The sequence below is a fragment of the Sulfurovum sp. genome (assembly GCF_015493435.1).
Classification (GTDB): domain Bacteria; phylum Campylobacterota; class Campylobacteria; order Campylobacterales; family Sulfurovaceae; genus Sulfurovum.
The window spans coordinates 58,498-74,588 of record NZ_WGDD01000026.1 but is presented as its reverse complement, the minus strand read 5'-3'; the positions used below and the strand labels follow the sequence as shown (position 1 = coordinate 74,588).

Here is a 16,091-nt window from a genome sequence, read left to right as displayed (position 1 = left end):
TTACATTCATTATGGCAAAAGCAGAGAAAAACATATCTGCCGCTGATTTAGCCAGAAATATTACAAAGCAGACAGGACTGAAAGCTGTTACGGACAATGCTTTTAAAAAAGAAACCGTGCTGTGGTATTTAAAAAACTCCGAAGATGTGGGCGACATGATCAATATGGTCATTCTTGCCATGCTGGTCGGATTTGGTGTCACCGGTGTCATGCTCTATATGTTTACATACGAAAACCTTAGACAATATGCTGTACTCAAAGCGATGGGAGCATCCAATAGGCAACTGGCAATGATGGTGTTCACGCAGGCGTTTATAGGTGTGATCATCGGAAGCGGTATAGGAATAGGGGTGTGTGCTCTGTTAGGAGAGAGTGTTGCAAGTGCGGATTTTCCGTTTCGCATGATGTGGTTCGCACCGCTGCTGGGATTTTTCGGTGTATGGATCGTGAGTATTACCGCAGCTTTGATCAGCGTAAGACCTGTGCTGAGCATGGAGCCGGGTATTGTCTTTTCCCAAAGATAAAAGGTACCACTGCCAAGAAGAGATAAAGTTCCCGAAGCGATCGGACTGTGCTATCCGAGCAGTTGACTGTTTAACTTTGCGACGATGTTCAAATGTGCCAAAGTACTTTTATCCAACTTTTTTTGTCTGATCCCTGACACCATACTGACAAGATAGTCATAGGAATCCAGTCTGACGTCTTTTCTGTGCAATGCGGCATTGCTGAGATGTTCAAGAATCTCGTCATGGCTTACCACAGAGGTAAGCCTATCGGCCATCTGAGCGAGAAGCTCTTCTTTTCCATTCATGAATGATGCGGCGATCCTGTCTGCCGCATCTTCATCGAGTCCTCTCTGGTGTAAAAGAGAAGCAATACTTTTTGTAATGCGCTTACTGCTCTTTGTTTTGGTCTGAATGGTATTTTGCAGTTCTGTAGCGGCAAGCGGATTCAGTGCCAGGACAGAAACAAGTATGGTCAGACCGATAAAATGATGTTTATGCATAATAATATTCCTTTACACTATTGTAGTACATGAAACTTAATGTGTCTCGATCTTGACTGTACCCTGCTTCATACCCGCACCGCATTTTCCCGAACCGCACTTCATTTTCATACCTTTGCCCTGACCCATGCCTTTTTTCATCATATTCCCTTTTCCGCCATGATGTTTGTTTTTGTTGGCAAGCAGGAAAAGGAGCTGATCTTTGCTCAAAATATCTTTTGTTTTTTCTATACAGTTCAAATGAACCATGGTCGCTTCTGCTTCCAGTGATGCCAGTTTGTCAACTTTTGCCTTGAGGTCAGCAGCTTTTGCACCGGACATACTTGCCTGTACGATCTCTTTTCTCAGTGCGATCACTTCAGGCTTTACCTTCAGTACGGTTCCCATTGTCTCTTTTCTGACCGCAGTAAGTTTTGTCTTCTGCTCAGCGGTAAGTGCAAATGCGGGATTATCCCAGTTTTGCATTACGCTTCTTGTCAAATGGGGAAGTCCGTGCTTAATGAGAAAAGGCGAGTTCATTTTTCTTCTCATCATTTTCTTTTTCATCATTTTCTTTTTCATAGCCATTTTATTTCCGCCCATTTTCCCCTTTTGCATCATACCTGCACCGCATTTTCCGGCAGCACATTTCATGCCGCCTTCCGCCTGTGCCGTAACAAGAAGCAGGGAGAGTGCCGTGAGTGAAGTAAGTGTCAGTTTTTTGATCATAAGATTTCCTTTTTATAGTGTTGGTTTACAATGGTACTTTGGTTTTGTTAATGGGATGTTAATACGCTTTGGTATCGACAATATCTTCTTCATTCCCTTCCTCTGCGGAGACTTCCTTCACAGAAGGCAGCGCATGAATCTGCTGCAGCTGTGTAGACTCAAAATGTTTTTTCTTCCACTCTAATGCTTCCAACGCTTCTTCAAGACCCAAAAGTACCTGTCGTTTCGGCTCCAGTGTTTCAAGCAGATTCAAACGTTCAAGCTCCTGCGCAAGCAGTTTCATTTCAAATTCTTCTATCTCATCATTCAGCGCTAAAATCTCTTTCTCTTTTGTTGAAAGTATCTGGCGTCGGGCCCCCTCTTCCATAAAAGTGCTGTACTGAGTTTTAAATTCTTCCATGGAAATGGCTTTTTGGGCAAACTGTTCATTGAGTCTTTCGAGCGTACGTTCTTCAAAAAATATCTCATTTTGAAATTTTTGCAATGCTGCTTCATCTTCGGAATTCAATTGGGTTTGCAGCAGGATCTTGTGTTTAAGTTTTTCGATTTCCTCCGTATAGTTCGCCACCGCATCAATATAGGCAAAAACACCCTCTTTGTAACGATCTTCGATTTCTCTTGCAATCAGAGAAATGGTATTACGCATATCGGTTGTCGACAATACTGCAGGCGAAAGATAACTATATTCACTATGGTTACCCATGCCTGAAAGAGCTAATTCTTCGTGTTCCGTATGGTTTTGTGTGTCTTCTGCGTCACTATATTCGGCTGATTGGTTTGTCTTATTCATCCGTTTATCCAGCCTATACCGTCATACCGGCACGTTCAAGCAGTCTGGCTCTTTTGTTCTGCTGTGCCTCAAGTTTTGCAACGACCTGGTTTTTGGTTCCCTCTTTGGCTTTTTTTTCAAGCATCTCTACGGTATGGTTAAGCTCCACAATCTGTTTTTCCAGTTCATGTTCTTTTTTGGTTCTGTTGTATTCATTTTTTGCTGACACTTCCCGGAACCATTTGATCTTTTCATCTTTTTCCTCAAGCAGTGCATTCTGACGCTTTATTCTGTTTTTATATAAAATGACAAGGTAGGTCAAAAAAAGTATTATCAGAGCTGCACTGAGCACAACCGGCCACACGAACACCCCTTCCTGCTCCCCTACGGAGGCCTCTGCCAAAGTCGTACCAAACAGCAGCATGGCACTTATCATCATTTTTTCTTTCATGTTCATCACTTTCTGTCTTTTTTTCAATAGCAGTATTCTACTTACTTTGTGTAAATCATATATTAATCGCTTATTTCTCTTCAGATTTCTTTTCACAAATTTCTTTTTCTCTGGCTTGATGAACGGTTATTGCCGGGTAGGCAAAATCAAGGTCAAACTTTTTGAGTATTTCAGCAATCTTGTACATGACGTCCTCTTTGACAGCAAGCCACTCCTGCCAGACGACCGAACGGGAGAAACAGTAAATAAGAATGTTGATGGATGAATCCGCGAATTCATCCATATAGACAAGCGTGGTCCGTTTTACCCCTTTGAAATCCTCTGCCGAAATGATCTTCGGCTGCCTGTAGTAGGACTGGAACTTTGTTCGTTCATTCGCGATACCGGGATGCTCCTTCAGCATGGTGCGTATATCTTCCACCGCCTCTCTTATATCGTTGAAATCGGACTCATACGTGACACCGACCTTCATTTTGATACGTCTTCCAATACTTCTTCGGCTCCAGTTCTTGATACCTTCGTTCACCAGTTTGAAGTTGGGAATGGAGATGAGCGCATTGTCAAACGTACGTATGGTCGTGGCCCTGAGGCCGATCTCGACGACCGTACCGTCCATATTGTCTATCTCTATCCAGTCGCCCTGCTCGAAAAGATCCCCGGCCAGAATGGAGATGGAGCCGAAAATATTGGCGATGCTGTCCTTTGCCGCGAATGCCACGGCGAAACCACCGATACCCAGACCGGAAAGGACGGCGGTCAGGTCAACACCGAGGATGTAGAGAATGAGGATAAATGCAATCAGTATCATAACGATATTAAAGCTTTTTATAGCCAGGTTCACGACCTCTTTTTTGAGGTATTTCTTACTCTGTATGTGTTCAAGCCTCATATGTACAAGGAAGTTACTGCTCCGATAGATGAGAATGGTGAACAGGATAATATAGAGTATTGCAAAGCCTTTGCTGATCATGACGCTTTGTGTATCGACACCGAAAAAAACGACCAATATCAACTGGATAATGAAGAGTGTTACAATGATATTGAACAGTTTGGTGATATGACTATGGATGTAATTGACATCGTCTTCACTGACTTCATAATGTTTCAATACGATATTCGTGATCAGATAGATGAGTTTCTGTATCAGAAGAATGAAGAGAATAACCACGATAAATACAGTGAGTTTGCTGCTGTCAAGGCCAAATGGCGTAAGGTAGCGGTTAAACTGCTGTCCCAGGGCAGACGCGTTCACTTTGCTGGCAAAAGCGAAGAGTTTCGCATCTGAGAGCCTCGCGGTACGATAGATATTCAGACGATTCTCCACCAGTTTGGCGCTGAAGGTCCTGCTCACCGATGCGAGGAGTTTGTTGCGCTCTACCGATTCCTGGATCTCTCTGATCAGACTGCTCCCCTTGTCTGCATTCGCTTCAAGTACCTTATAGATCTTTGGATCCAGAGGCTTGTACTCTGAAAAATGTTTCAGGAGTATCTCATCGACCTTGTCTTCGTAAAAGGCTTTTGATTTGTTTTCCGTGTGCCGCAGTACGTCAGTGAGAACCCCTCTGATCATATTCCTGACCAGGTACTCATGCAGGATCGCCTCATCCCTCAGCACAGCCGTCCTGTTGCCTCTCTGTTTGTTTCTGTTAAGGCGGAGTTTGAGTTTGCTTATCTGTGTCCTGTAGGGGTTCGATGCCAGGAGATGCTCTTTTTTATTGGTCGCATACTGCAGGAAAAAACTCTGGTATTCCCTGTCCTGGTCTTTTTCTATGGTTTGCCTCTCCTTCTTTGTCAGGTTCTGTTCGAGCAGCAGCTTTTCCACTTTCATCTGTTGGTCGATGAAAGTATCGAGTGTCGTGCCCGCCAGGAGTATCGAAGTAAAGAGAAGGGTCAGGAGAAGTAGCTTTTTCAAAAAGTGTCCTTTGTGTATCGTCTGAAAGTATATGATATGGGAGTGAACAGAGCAATCGTACTCATACGTAAAGCTTCCAGAACTCTCCGAATTCTTTTTCGAACATACGCAGTCTCAGCTCAAGGCTCTCTTTGATCACCTGGCTTTTGCATAGGAAAAAGAAGACACGCGGAGAGTATGGCTTGTGTTTGATCGCCAATACATCATGATACTCGTTCTTCATGCTGCACAACAATGACCGTATCTGTTCCTCATGGGAGAAACAGCGTCCCAGGTGCTGGTATACGATGCATACTTCAAGGTACGGCAGTCTGTAAAAGTAGCTGATCTCATCGGCAAAGATATATTTGTGGGGATAGACCTTCTGTGCATAGTGCGAAGAGAGTGTCAGGAATTCGAATGTTTTCTCTGCCCTTTTGCATTTGAGTGCCATACCGTTGTCGGGCGCCACAGCGACTATCTGTGACCTGCTTGAGAACATGAGTGCCCTGTTGAGCCAAAGATAGCGGTCTTCGAGTGCCTTGGGTACTTTGTCGTAAAAAAAGCGGGCATTTTTCAGGAGCTTGAGCTTTTCAAGCTCCTCCACTTCACGCCTGTTGCGCATCAGCAGGTCCATCAATGAGGTTTCGAGATATTCGTCGCTTCCCATCATGCGTTCAAAATAGTCTATATGTCTTCCGTCATTGTTCTCTTCGCCCTCACCTTCATGCAAAAACCATATCTGTGAAAGCGTTTTCCCTGACATAGGGCTCTCTTCCTGGTCAAAAAGATAACGGAAAAGCTGAAACTTGCCAAAGTCGCCTACATCTGCTACATAACGATCCTGCATTTATAGGCTCCTTTTTATTACCGCATCAAAAGTCAAGATGTTTAGTCGATGCAATAATTATGACATTATACCATGTATTGCCACTACAGTAATATGCTATGATAGTGAAAAAATTCAGGAGTGGACAATGCAGTACAGATATATAGGAAGAACCGGACTACGTGTCTCCCCTATCTGCATGGGAACGATGACATTTGGGACACAGTGCGACAAAAAAGAAGCCTTCAGGATCATGGACAAAGCCTATGCACACGGAGTGAACTTCTACGATACAGCGGAACTCTACCCTGTCCCGCCGGCAGCAGACCTTGCCGGTATTACAGAGCAATGGGTGGGAGAATGGATGCAGACAAAGCCCAGAGACTCCATCATTCTGGCGACCAAAGTCGCCGGCGCTGCCAGCGGATGGTTCGTACCTCCCATCCGCCATGGTTTGACCGCCATTGACCGTTTTCACATCGAACGTGCGGTAGAAGGCAGCTTGAAAAAACTCAATACCGACCACATCGACCTTTACCAGATGCACTGGCCCGATACGATCGTACCCATCGAGGAGTCACTTGAAGCTTTCGACAGACTGGTACGATCAGGGAAAGTCCGGTATCTCGGTACTTCCAACGATACTGCCTACGGTACGACCAAAGCACTGATGACCTCGCATTGCAAAGGGTTGGCACGGTTCGAATCGATACAGAACAATTTTTCCCTGCTCAATCGCCGATTTTTGGATGAACTTTCAATGCTTTGCGAAAAGGAACAGGTTTCCCTGCTGCCCTATTCACCGTTGGCAGGCGGTGTGCTCAGCGGTAAATACAACCAGGCCATGAAACCCGAAGAGGCACACGGAAGATTTGCCGACTACCTGAAGTCACCCCATCAGAGACAGCGTGCCATGGCACAGCGTTTTATGAATGACAAAACACTGGCCTCGACGCAACAATATCTCAAGATCGCTACAGATGCCGGCATGCATCCGATCACACTTGCTACGGCCTGGTCCAAACAGTTCAGTTTCGTTGCTTCTACGATCATCGGTGCCACCCGTGCAGAACAGCTCGATGCCTCACTCGCGGCCATGAATCTGACACTGTCCGATGAAATACTCAGAGCCTGTGACAAAGTACATGAGAATATTCTCTATCCGATGGGATGAAAAAGATACGTTCCTATTTATCCCTGCCTGACCTGTTTGCGTTTCGGTTTCTGTTCCTGCTGTTTCGTCCGGCATTGCTGTTATTGTGCGAAGTACCGCTGTTTCCCTGACGTTTGGTATTTTTTCCCCGTCCGCCGCCTCTGCCGTTCTGTATAGGTTCGGCCTTGATATTCGGGTCCGGTGTAAAGGCCGGAATATGCACTTTGTTGATTTCCGATTTGATCAGTTTCTCAATATCAAAAAGCAGTTTATGTTCATCGACACAGACCAGGGAAACAGCTTCACCGCTCTGACCTGCACGTCCTGTACGACCAATACGATGCACATAATCTTCAGGTACATTGGGAAGTTCATAGTTTACTACATGGGGCAGCTGGTCAATATCTATACCTCTCGCAGCGATATCGGTTGCCACCAGTACACGCGTTTTACCTTCTTTAAAGTTCGCCAAAGCCTTTGTCCTTGCTCCCTGGCTTTTATTTCCATGGATTGCAGCAGCCGTAATGCCGGATTCTTCGAGTTGTTTGGTCAGCTTGTTTGCACCATGTTTGGTACGGGTAAACACAAGTACCTGCTCCCACTTTTTTGTCTTGATGAGCTGGGAAAGCAATTCTTTCTTTCGATGCTTATCCACATAATGCACCACTTGACTGATCTGCTCAGCAGTCGTATTCTGACGTGCCACTTCAATAGTTTTCGGATGATTCAGCAGTCCCGAAGCAAGTTTTTTGATCTCTGGTGAGAAAGTAGCAGAAAAAAGCAGCGTCTGTTTTTTCTGGGGCATCATTTTCATCAGTTTTTTAATGTCATGAATGAAGCCCATGTCGAGCATTCTGTCTGCTTCATCAAGTATGAGTACTTCCAACGCAGAGAAATCAATACCTTTCTGCCCGGCGATATCAAGCAGTCTTCCCGGTGTTGCGATAACGATATCTACCCCTTTGCGAATGCTTGCAAGCTGCGGATTGATGCCCACACCGCCAAAGATCATAGTCGACTTATAGGGTGTATATTTTCCGTAAAGCTTGACACTTTGGGCTACCTGTGCTGCCAGTTCGCGTGTCGGTGTAAGCACCAGTGCTCTGATCTGCTGCTTTTTCATATGAGGTTCCGTCTGTGCCAGTCTTTCAAGAAGAGGCAGTGTAAAACCGGCTGTTTTACCGGTGCCCGTCTGTGCCGCCGCGAGTACGTCTTTTTTTTGGATAATCACAGGAATAGCCTGTTTCTGAATAGGTGTAGGCTCTGTATAGCCCTGTTCTTTTACTGCTTTTTGCAGAGGTTCTGACAACCCCAGTGTGGTGAATGACATAATAATACCTTGTGAACGAGCCTACCGTATAAAATCATATAGGTCGGTCTTAGGCTGAGTTAATGTTTTGATTTTCTATGAAATGTCCTCAAGAGAACAGCTCTTCCCGTTGATCAGGGAATATTTGAGAGTTGACCGATATACGCTTAAATTGTGGGGCATTATAGCATAATTATCCCAAAGTGTACAGGCTGCCGGTGCCATGCACCCGCAACACCGAAACAGATTAGGCAAACTGTTTTTCAAGAAAAGGAATGATCTGCTTTTTACGGCTCATAACACCATCAAGCCAGACTTCACCGTTTTCAAGTTTTATATTGAATGCATGTTCTATTTTTTCAGGTTCATCACTGACGACAAGCAGTTGTGTACCGACTTTCATAATGTCTGTAAGCATCAGCAGGACAGAGTGTCTCCCGCCCTCTTCTTTGAGCTTCTTCATATCTTCGAAAAGATCCGCTTTCATCTTGTCAAAGACTGAAAGGTCCACTACCTCAAGCTGCCCTACACCGATAGAATTTCCGCCCATGTTGAAATCTTTGAAATCACGTGTCACAAGCTCTCTCGGTGTTGCGTTCAGTACATCCGATTTGACAATGAACATTTCCATGCCTACTGTTTTGTAGTCTTCTATCCCTGCGATATCTGCGAGTTCTTTGCAGGCTTTGGTATCTTCTTTGGTACAGGTTGGTGACTTGAAGATCACGGTATCGCTTAAAATGGCACACAGCATCATCCCTGCAAGATCTTTGGGAATATCCACTTTGTAGTAGTCGAACATCTGCTTAACGATGGTATTGGAACATCCTATGGGACGTACCCACATTTCGAGCGGTGTCTTGGTGGTAAGGTCTCCCAGTTTATGGTGATCAACGATTCCGAGGATCGTTGCGTCATCGATATCTTCCGGACTCTGGGAGCGTTCCATGAAATCAATAAGATAAACATGCTCTCCCGCATAGGAAGTTTTAAGCTGCGGTGCTTCAAAACCGAATTTTTCAAGTACCCATTTCGTCTCAGGGTTCACTTCTCCCTGTCGTGCAGGTACACAGTCCTCACCGAGATGGTTTTTAAGATAGGAAAGTGATATTGCCCCGACAATAGAGTCAGTGTCAGGTATTGTATGTCCGAAAATATAGGTTGCCATGATTATATCCTGTAAGTTTTTTCGTATTATAGCTTATTAGGGTTAGAAAGCCAAAAAAATAGACTGAATTGTTTCATGGGTGTGGGAAAATCAAAACATCTTTTGCTATAATGCCGTCTGTACAATGAAGTCCTCGTCGCTTAACCGGATAAAGCAGGGCCCTCCTAAGGCCTAGCTGGGGGTTCGAGTCCTCCCGGGGACACCACTTCACCCTCTAATAGAGTTCATCACGTATTTTACGTGACTCGTTCAAGTCATTCAAAAAACATTTCGTTCCCACAAAACCGGCACTTTCATACACACTTTTTTGTGTCGCAGCATCAATAAAAAAAGTAGACGGGAAAAAATTCTCTTTGAAATCCGTAGGAAAATCATCATCTTTGTCTACGATCAGTGTCACATAGTTTTCCATTGCTTTTTTGACAGTGCTGTCAGACAATGTCCGATCAACCATTTTATCACACCAGCGGCAATGTTCTTTCACGATCACCATGATCAGCATTTTTTTCTCTTTCTGTGCTTTCGCCACTGCACTGCTGTAACGATTCTCCGCCCCCAGTGTCTTGGCTGCCTCAGCGGCATTAGCCGCAAACAGACTGTACGTCAGTAAAAAAGATAAAAAAAGTATTCTCATACCCTCTCCTTGGACTTGTATTGGTATATTATCTGACATATTACCCTAAAAAGATATAAATGGTTAATATAAAAGTGATAGAATACGACCATATTTATTACAAGGAGTGGTTAATGACACCGCAGGAAAAAGAAACAGAAATGATGAAATCTCAGATCACAAAAGAACTTAGACTGCTTTTTAAAGCCAATATGAAAATCTTTGACTGGGATATTCCCGAAAATGACGACAGACAGTCGGCAGAGTTGATTATCGATGTAATACAGAAAGCACTCGACGAGCTCAAAAGTGAGGTCAAAGAGGGAAAATACGACGAATATTAGGAGAAAGCAATGAGTAACAGCAATTTAAAACACTTGGAACGGATCAAGGAAAATATTGACAAATCTGCGGACTTGAGTCCCGAAGAAAAGAGCAATTCCATGAAGCACATTGAAGAATGGTATGCAGAAGACCAGGCATGGGGGACGTTCATTAACGAACTGGCACGTATTTCTCCCAAGGTAGAAGCAATTCTCGCGGAACTTGGCCTTATTTAAACATTAACACAAAAGGATAAACAATGATGGAATTTATGAAAAAAGCAATGGACTGGGTACTGGAAAAAGAGCAGGATGCAGCCAAAGAGTGTCATGCCAAACCCGAAGATGTTGAAAAACAGATCAAAATGATAGAAGAGAAAAAAGCGACTCTTGAAAAAAAATATCAGGAAGATATCGGCGAATTTGAACATATTCTCAACCGCCTCCATGCGATCAAAGCACAAAGTTTAAAATGCCACGTTAAAGACTGATACCCAATGGAGCAAAAAAAGATCGGCTTCATCGAAGTTTTCAGCATTGGTGTGGGCGGTATGGTGGGAGGCGGTATTTTTGCCGTGCTCGGTTTGACGATAGATCTTGCCAAAGGGGCTGCTCCTATTGCATTTTTTATCGCGGGTTTTATTGCCCTTGTGACCGCCTATTCCTATGTCAAACTCTCTTTGCGCTATCCCAGTGAAGGCGGAAGCATTGAATTTATTGTCCAGGCTTTCGGCAACGGACTCTTCTCTTCTATTATCAACAACCTCCTGCTTATCTCCTATGTCATCATGCTGGCACTCTATGCCTATGCGTTCGGAAGCTATGGTTCTGCCCTGATAGCAGGTACTGATGTCGTCTGGATACATAAGGCACTGGCCGCAGGCGTCATATTGGTTTTTATGCTTATCAACCTGCTTGGTGCGTTCATGACCGGACGGACAGAAGATGTCATGGTATTCATCAAACTGGCTATCCTGATCGTTTTTGCCGCCGTGGGTACTGCTTCCATCGATATGACACATATGGCACCGCAGCAGTGGATGCCCATGCCTTCTGTTGTAACAGGCGGACTGATCATCTTTCTCGCATACGAAGGCTTTGAACTCATAGCCAATACAGCACGTGATGTGAAAAACCCGGAGAAAACACTTCCCTGGGCATACTACTCTGCCGTTATTTTCGTCATCATTCTTTATGTCTGGATAGCAGCAGTAACGGTAGGGAACCTTACTTTTGCAGAAGCAAAAACGGCACAGGACTATGTACTTGCAGTGGCAGCAGAACCTTTTTTCGGCAAGGCAGGTTTTATCATTATCGGCATTGCCGCCCTGCTTTCAACAGCTTCCGCCATCAATGCAACCCTTTACGGCGGCGGACGTACAAGTTACTTGGTCGCACGCTACGGCGAGCTGCCAAGCAGATTTGAAAAGAAGTTCAAAAACGGCTATGAAGGCATGATCATTATCGCCCTGCTTGGTGTCATCTTTGCGACCTCTTTTGACCTTGACAATATTTCCGTTGCGGGGAGTATCGGTTTTCTTGTTGTTTTTTCACTGGTCAATGTTGCCAATTTCAAACTCTACAGGGAGACGGGAGGCAACCGTTTCATTTCCGGCGGAGGAGCACTGCTCGGCATAAGTGCAACTGCTGTTCTAATCGGGCACAACCTGATACACTCTCCAAGATCGCTTATAACAAGCGGCATTGTTATTTTTGCTGTATCTGTTTTCAGTCTCACCTACTATTCATTAAAGAAGAAAAGACTCGCACCCTATATTGACAAAGACCTTGAAAAAGAGGAAGTACTCGGTTCCCAGAAAGTTAACTGAACAAAACAGCCGGGTCGGTTTTATAAAAAGTTTTGAGTTCATTGTAAAGATCAGGGAATTTCTTTTTCAAACTGACGGGTGATTCAAAGAAACGTTCACTGATTACGGCAAAGAACTCTGCCTCATTTGTCGCTGCATACTCACCGATAAACTTGTAGTCGCCCCAGTCTCTGTTCTTCAGGGCAATCTTGTTTAATTTTTTGTATTCCCCATAAAGAACATTGGTCCACTCATGATATTTGGAACGCTCCATCGGAGGTATTCCATCTATCTCGCCATCCATAAAATCGATCTCATGGGCGAACTCATGCACAATAACATTGTCTTTTCTTGGATGATACGCTTCTCTCTTGGCATCATGCCAAATGATGACCACAGTATCGTTGGCAGACTGTCCGTCGATGAGAAACTGCTCTTGTGAAAAGATACCGCCGTTGTTCTGTACTTTGTCTATGACCACAGGCTGATTGTATACGATGATGGTTTGAAGATTGTCATAACAGTTGCCTGTTTCTATATGCAGCAGCAGCAAACAAGCATAAAACGCAATGATGATTTTCATCTCTTCTGTTACATCCAGTTTCGAACCGATAAATTTTTTGGTATGGATAAAACGCAGAATAGAACGTTCGATACGCTCTCTATCTTCCGAAGGAAGATGCTGATAGTGTGAAAGGTGCGCAAGATAGGCACGCTGTTCATCGGTAAAAGGCAATGCAGCTATCTGCTGCAGCTGTTTTTTTTCTCTGTAGGCAAAGAAAAGCCAGAAAAGGAGGATGGAGAATCCGGCCAGTCCGACAAAAACAAGCAGATTAAGGTAATATTCCCCCATTACTGCTTCTGAACACTTTTCATATAGTGAAACATTGCGATCTCTCCGAAATACGGGCCAAAGAGGTTAAGTACGGGAATAAAGTTGAACAATGCTGTCATCAGACTGATGTACCAAATCCCCGCTTTATGTGCCTTGAGCTCTTCTTTGTTTACTGTTTCATAACTGAGAGAAGCAGCATCATACGTCAGCGTATCTTTGATAAGCCAGATCCAAAGGGATACCTGCACAATAATATTCAGCACGGGAATGAACAGAAGCGGAAAGGCCAGCAGAGAGATACCAGCAAAGATCAGAGTGTCTTTAAGGGTATAGCCTATGACATTGAAAGAATGGTCACGCACTACCTCTTTATCATCAAAATGTCTTTTTTCCACCGAAACGACTATGGATTCACTGAAAATACTTGCAACAAAAAGCAGTGTCATCACAATGGCATTGTAGATCAGGTAAAAGCCGATGAGAAAAGCAATACCTTTATCTATGGTTTCAAACGGAAGCCAGGTAAGCAGTTTGAGGAACTGGTGGTAAATATAGTTACCTTTAAAAAACCATACAACAGCCCAAAGTATGGCACTGAGCCCCGCTACGATGAGAGAAAAATATGTATATTTCTCTTTTGAGACACGTCGCAGAATAAGATTGCCAAAGAAGGCAAAAACCAATGCAAATGTCAGCAGAACAGCTTGCAGCCACAGAAAGGTTGAAAGCATCCATGCCCCGTTTGACCGTATCATGGAAAAAGGCACCAGTCCAATAATATGACTGCTGAGAGACATCAGCCCGTCCCAAAAATAAAATCCGATACCTGTCCATACAGCGGTAACAAGTAAGCCGCTGATCAGGGCATAGTACATTGTATGCCAGTTGAGGATCTCTTTAAAACCAAAAACAACCGATCTCATCGCATTTTTCATAGTATTCCTTTACATTTTGAACATAAAGAGGTTAAATACCCCTCCAAAAACAGTCGACATTAACGCTATGAAACCGAATATGACGATCATAGCCGGTATTGAAGCCAAAGCCAATTTGATTAATAATACCACTAAATCCATAAAAGGTATGTCAATTCCGCCAATAATGACTCTTTTTTCTTCATCCATGTGTTTATTCTCCTATCATTTTTTTAAACTTATTTTCAACATTTTTTTCGAATTTTTCGATCAGTTTGACATCTGTCTGAATTTTAATAACTCTTTTTGTAGTCAAACGCAAAAGTATTTCGACCGCGAATGCCAGGACAAACGCACCAAAAATATAAAATGCGATCATAGGCATCTGTTTTATACTGGTATAGTAAAGGGTCAAGCCGGCTATGGCAAACATACTCAGCGCTGCTCCGAGCACCACATAAAAGTTGGCACCGGTCTCTTTGATGCGCAGCAGATGCCCCACATGCGTCAATCCCTGTATAATAAGCACAACCAGTGCGGCGATCGTAGTAACCTGCGAAAGATTTAAAAAGAGGATCATCGGTATGATCAGCAGCCCCGAAATGACAAGTCCCTCAAAAGAGTGAAATACATTGTACGTATAATCTTCGGGAAGGTCCCCGTCTTTTGCCAGCGTATAGCCGATCTCCGTTGCCGCATACAGTGTGGCATTGATGGCCGATGCCGTTGCAAGCAGCGCTGTAGCAGCCATGATCTTGAAACCAATGGGACCGAAGATCGGTTCTGCCGCCTGTGCCAAGGCATAATCTTTGGTTTTGATCACTTCGGGAAGCGAAAGGTTTCCCAGTACGGCAATACTGGTTAAAATATAAAGTACTCCTACAAATAAAATGGCAATGGTCATTGCTTTAAGCATCGTCTGTTTCGGGTTCTGCATATCTTCAACGGTATTGGTAATGACACTGAAACCCTGATAGGCGAAAAATGTCAGTCCCACCGCAAAGAGCATACTGTTAAGCGGAGGCATATCAGCAGTACTGAGCAGCTTCGGGTTGACATAAAAAAGTGCCACACCGGTAAAAATAACCAGTATCGTCACTTTGATAAAAACAATGATATTCTCAGACTTTGCTACCAGGGAAGCCCCTATCAGGTTGATGAGAATGAAAAGCCCCACCACGCCCAAAGCAAAAAGATTCTGTATCATGGCATCGGCATGCATAAAGGTACCGGCATACGTACCGAACGATTTTGCCACAGCGGCAATGACGATCAGCTGTGAGAAATAAAACAGTACCCCTGTACTTCCCGAAAAAACCCCTTCACCGAAGCCCTGCACGACATATTCGACGATACCCCCTCTCGATGGATAGGTGATTGCGAGCCGGGCAAGAGAGTATCCGCTCAGAAGCGCTGCAATACCTCCAAAGATAAAAGAAAGCCACACAAGGTTTCCTGCAATGGCACCGGCTTGACCGATAACGATGAAGATACCCGCACCCACCATGGAGCCAATACCGAGAAATACGGCACTCCAGACTCCAAAGGCTTTTTTAGTGTCCGTCATTGTTTTTCGGCTCCACAGTACTGCTTTCATTTTTATGATTCTCAGCGTTATTGTTTTTGGCTGTATTATTTTCTGTACTCTCTGCATCACCCGTATCTTTTTCCGGGCGTATTTGCTGCAGATTCTTCACAATATTGACTCCCATGACCAGTGCAAGTCCATCGAAAAAGAGACTGAACCCGACAAGAAGACCGATCAGAAGAATAGAGGTTTGCGGCCACCCTATTACAAAGATCATAGCCATAGCAAGCGAAAGTACAGCATTCAATGTCCATATCCCCCAGCCTTTATTGGGGTAGAACGAACTGGCCATAATAAAACCGCTGAAGGCATCCATGAAAAAATAAATGGCAAAAATAAGCCCCAGTGTTGCAATACCTCCGGCAGGAGATACAAGCATATAAATTCCTACCCCGAGAAAAATAAGACTTTTCAGCCACCCCGTCCAGTCTCCGGCATTACTTTTGTAGGTAAAGTATCCTGTCAGTATTCCTGCGAAAACCAATATCCACGATACGAACACCAATGTCGTCAGTGAGGCTGCTATGGGGAACATCGCCCCTATAGCTCCGATCACCATTAAAATAATTCCTGCCGTTTTTGCATGTTTTCCAAAATTTTCAAGTGCATGTGCATCTTTTGGGTATTTCCACATCCTATGTCCTTCATATTTATATTAATATACAGAAGTATTATACGGCCCTATATTAAACTTAAGGTTAATCAATCATCGGCATATTTTGAATG

General features: G+C 44.0%; 20 protein-coding genes and 1 tRNA gene. 7 read left to right on the top strand and 14 right to left on the bottom strand.

Annotated features, from left to right (window positions below; translation table 11 throughout):
• On the top strand, positions 1–524 hold a 524-nt coding region (locus F8L24_RS04415; RefSeq protein ID WP_294952291.1), incomplete at its 5' end, for an ABC transporter permease.
• 50 nt (positions 525–574) lie between these two features.
• Here F8L24_RS04415 and F8L24_RS04410 read toward each other — a convergent pair.
• The 6 genes from F8L24_RS04410 to F8L24_RS04385 form a co-directional block, all read right to left on the bottom strand.
• Entirely contained in the window at positions 575–1,006 is a 432-nt protein-coding gene (locus F8L24_RS04410; protein WP_294952288.1) for a hypothetical protein, read from the bottom strand.
• Between the two features lie 36 nt (positions 1,007–1,042).
• Complete coding sequence (locus F8L24_RS04405) at positions 1,043–1,714, bottom strand: hypothetical protein (RefSeq protein ID WP_294952285.1); 672 nt, start codon at positions 1,712–1,714, stop codon at positions 1,043–1,045.
• 58 nt (positions 1,715–1,772) lie between these two features.
• Entirely contained in the window at positions 1,773–2,504 is a 732-nt protein-coding gene (locus tag F8L24_RS04400) for a hypothetical protein (RefSeq protein WP_294952282.1), read from the bottom strand.
• Between the two features lie 13 nt (positions 2,505–2,517).
• The gene (locus F8L24_RS04395; protein ID WP_294952279.1) at positions 2,518–2,961 is read right to left on the bottom strand and encodes a hypothetical protein; all 444 of its coding nucleotides are present in this window, start codon (positions 2,959–2,961) and stop codon (positions 2,518–2,520) included.
• 43 nt (positions 2,962–3,004) lie between these two features.
• Positions 3,005–4,846: a mechanosensitive ion channel family protein gene (locus F8L24_RS04390; protein WP_294952276.1), complete on the bottom strand. Its 1,842-nt coding sequence runs from the start codon at positions 4,844–4,846 to the stop codon at positions 3,005–3,007.
• Between the two features lie 61 nt (positions 4,847–4,907).
• Positions 4,908–5,675 carry a hypothetical protein gene (locus F8L24_RS04385; protein ID WP_294952273.1) on the bottom strand — a complete coding sequence of 256 codons (768 nt, stop codon included), beginning with the start codon at positions 5,673–5,675 and terminating at the stop codon, positions 4,908–4,910.
• Between the two features lie 127 nt (positions 5,676–5,802).
• On the opposite strand from F8L24_RS04385, the gene F8L24_RS04380 reads away from it, so the two are divergent.
• The gene (locus F8L24_RS04380) at positions 5,803–6,828 is read left to right on the top strand and encodes an aldo/keto reductase (RefSeq protein WP_294952270.1); all 1,026 of its coding nucleotides are present in this window, start codon (positions 5,803–5,805) and stop codon (positions 6,826–6,828) included.
• A 13-nt stretch (positions 6,829–6,841) separates the two neighbouring features.
• Here F8L24_RS04380 and F8L24_RS04375 read toward each other — a convergent pair whose 3' ends face one another.
• A complete protein-coding gene (locus F8L24_RS04375; RefSeq protein WP_294952266.1) occupies positions 6,842–8,137 on the bottom strand; it encodes a DEAD/DEAH box helicase in 1,296 nt (431 codons plus the stop codon).
• A 226-nt stretch (positions 8,138–8,363) separates the two neighbouring features.
• Positions 8,364–9,284 carry a manganese-dependent inorganic pyrophosphatase gene (locus F8L24_RS04370; RefSeq protein ID WP_294952263.1) on the bottom strand — a complete coding sequence of 307 codons (921 nt, stop codon included), beginning with the start codon at positions 9,282–9,284 and terminating at the stop codon, positions 8,364–8,366.
• A gap of 129 nt (positions 9,285–9,413) precedes the next feature.
• Here F8L24_RS04370 and F8L24_RS04365 point away from each other — a divergent pair.
• Positions 9,414–9,489, top strand: a tRNA-Arg gene (locus tag F8L24_RS04365).
• Between the two features lie 9 nt (positions 9,490–9,498).
• Here F8L24_RS04365 and F8L24_RS04360 read toward each other — a convergent pair.
• Positions 9,499–9,918, bottom strand: a complete 420-nt coding sequence (locus F8L24_RS04360; RefSeq protein ID WP_294952259.1) for a DUF255 domain-containing protein — start codon at positions 9,916–9,918, stop codon at positions 9,499–9,501.
• A gap of 59 nt (positions 9,919–9,977) precedes the next feature.
• Here F8L24_RS04360 and F8L24_RS04355 point away from each other — a divergent pair, with 59 nt between their 5' ends.
• The 4 genes from F8L24_RS04355 to F8L24_RS04340 are packed head-to-tail and all read left to right on the top strand — an operon-like array spanning position 9,978 to position 12,049.
• Positions 9,978–10,241, top strand: coding sequence for a hypothetical protein (locus F8L24_RS04355; RefSeq protein ID WP_294952256.1), 264 nt, complete (start codon positions 9,978–9,980; stop codon positions 10,239–10,241).
• Between the two features lie 9 nt (positions 10,242–10,250).
• A complete protein-coding gene (locus tag F8L24_RS04350; RefSeq protein WP_294952254.1) occupies positions 10,251–10,457 on the top strand; it encodes a hypothetical protein in 207 nt (68 codons plus the stop codon).
• 23 nt (positions 10,458–10,480) lie between these two features.
• The gene (locus F8L24_RS04345) at positions 10,481–10,711 is read left to right on the top strand and encodes a hypothetical protein (RefSeq protein WP_294952253.1); all 231 of its coding nucleotides are present in this window, start codon (positions 10,481–10,483) and stop codon (positions 10,709–10,711) included.
• A 6-nt stretch (positions 10,712–10,717) separates the two neighbouring features.
• Positions 10,718–12,049, top strand: a complete 1,332-nt coding sequence (locus F8L24_RS04340; RefSeq protein ID WP_294952250.1) for an APC family permease — start codon at positions 10,718–10,720, stop codon at positions 12,047–12,049.
• Here F8L24_RS04340 and F8L24_RS04335 read toward each other — a convergent pair.
• The 5 genes from F8L24_RS04335 to F8L24_RS04315 are packed head-to-tail and all read right to left on the bottom strand — an operon-like array spanning position 12,042 to position 15,999.
• Positions 12,042–12,881 (bottom strand): M90 family metallopeptidase, encoded by an 840-nt coding sequence (locus F8L24_RS04335; protein WP_294952247.1) that lies wholly within the window; start codon positions 12,879–12,881, stop codon positions 12,042–12,044. The genes F8L24_RS04340 and F8L24_RS04335 overlap by 8 nt on opposite strands.
• On the bottom strand, positions 12,881–13,798 hold the full coding sequence (locus F8L24_RS04330) for an EI24 domain-containing protein (protein ID WP_294952244.1): 918 nt from the start codon (positions 13,796–13,798) through the stop codon (positions 12,881–12,883). The genes F8L24_RS04335 and F8L24_RS04330 overlap by 1 nt, the downstream gene beginning before the upstream one ends.
• A gap of 9 nt (positions 13,799–13,807) precedes the next feature.
• Positions 13,808–13,987, bottom strand: coding sequence for a hypothetical protein (locus F8L24_RS04325; protein WP_294952241.1), 180 nt, complete (start codon positions 13,985–13,987; stop codon positions 13,808–13,810).
• A 4-nt stretch (positions 13,988–13,991) separates the two neighbouring features.
• Positions 13,992–15,374 carry an APC family permease gene (locus F8L24_RS04320; RefSeq protein ID WP_294952238.1) on the bottom strand — a complete coding sequence of 461 codons (1,383 nt, stop codon included), beginning with the start codon at positions 15,372–15,374 and terminating at the stop codon, positions 13,992–13,994.
• A complete protein-coding gene (locus F8L24_RS04315; RefSeq protein WP_294952236.1) occupies positions 15,331–15,999 on the bottom strand; it encodes a DUF308 domain-containing protein in 669 nt (222 codons plus the stop codon). The genes F8L24_RS04320 and F8L24_RS04315 overlap by 44 nt, the downstream gene beginning before the upstream one ends.
• Positions 16,000–16,091: the final 92 nt, after the last annotated feature.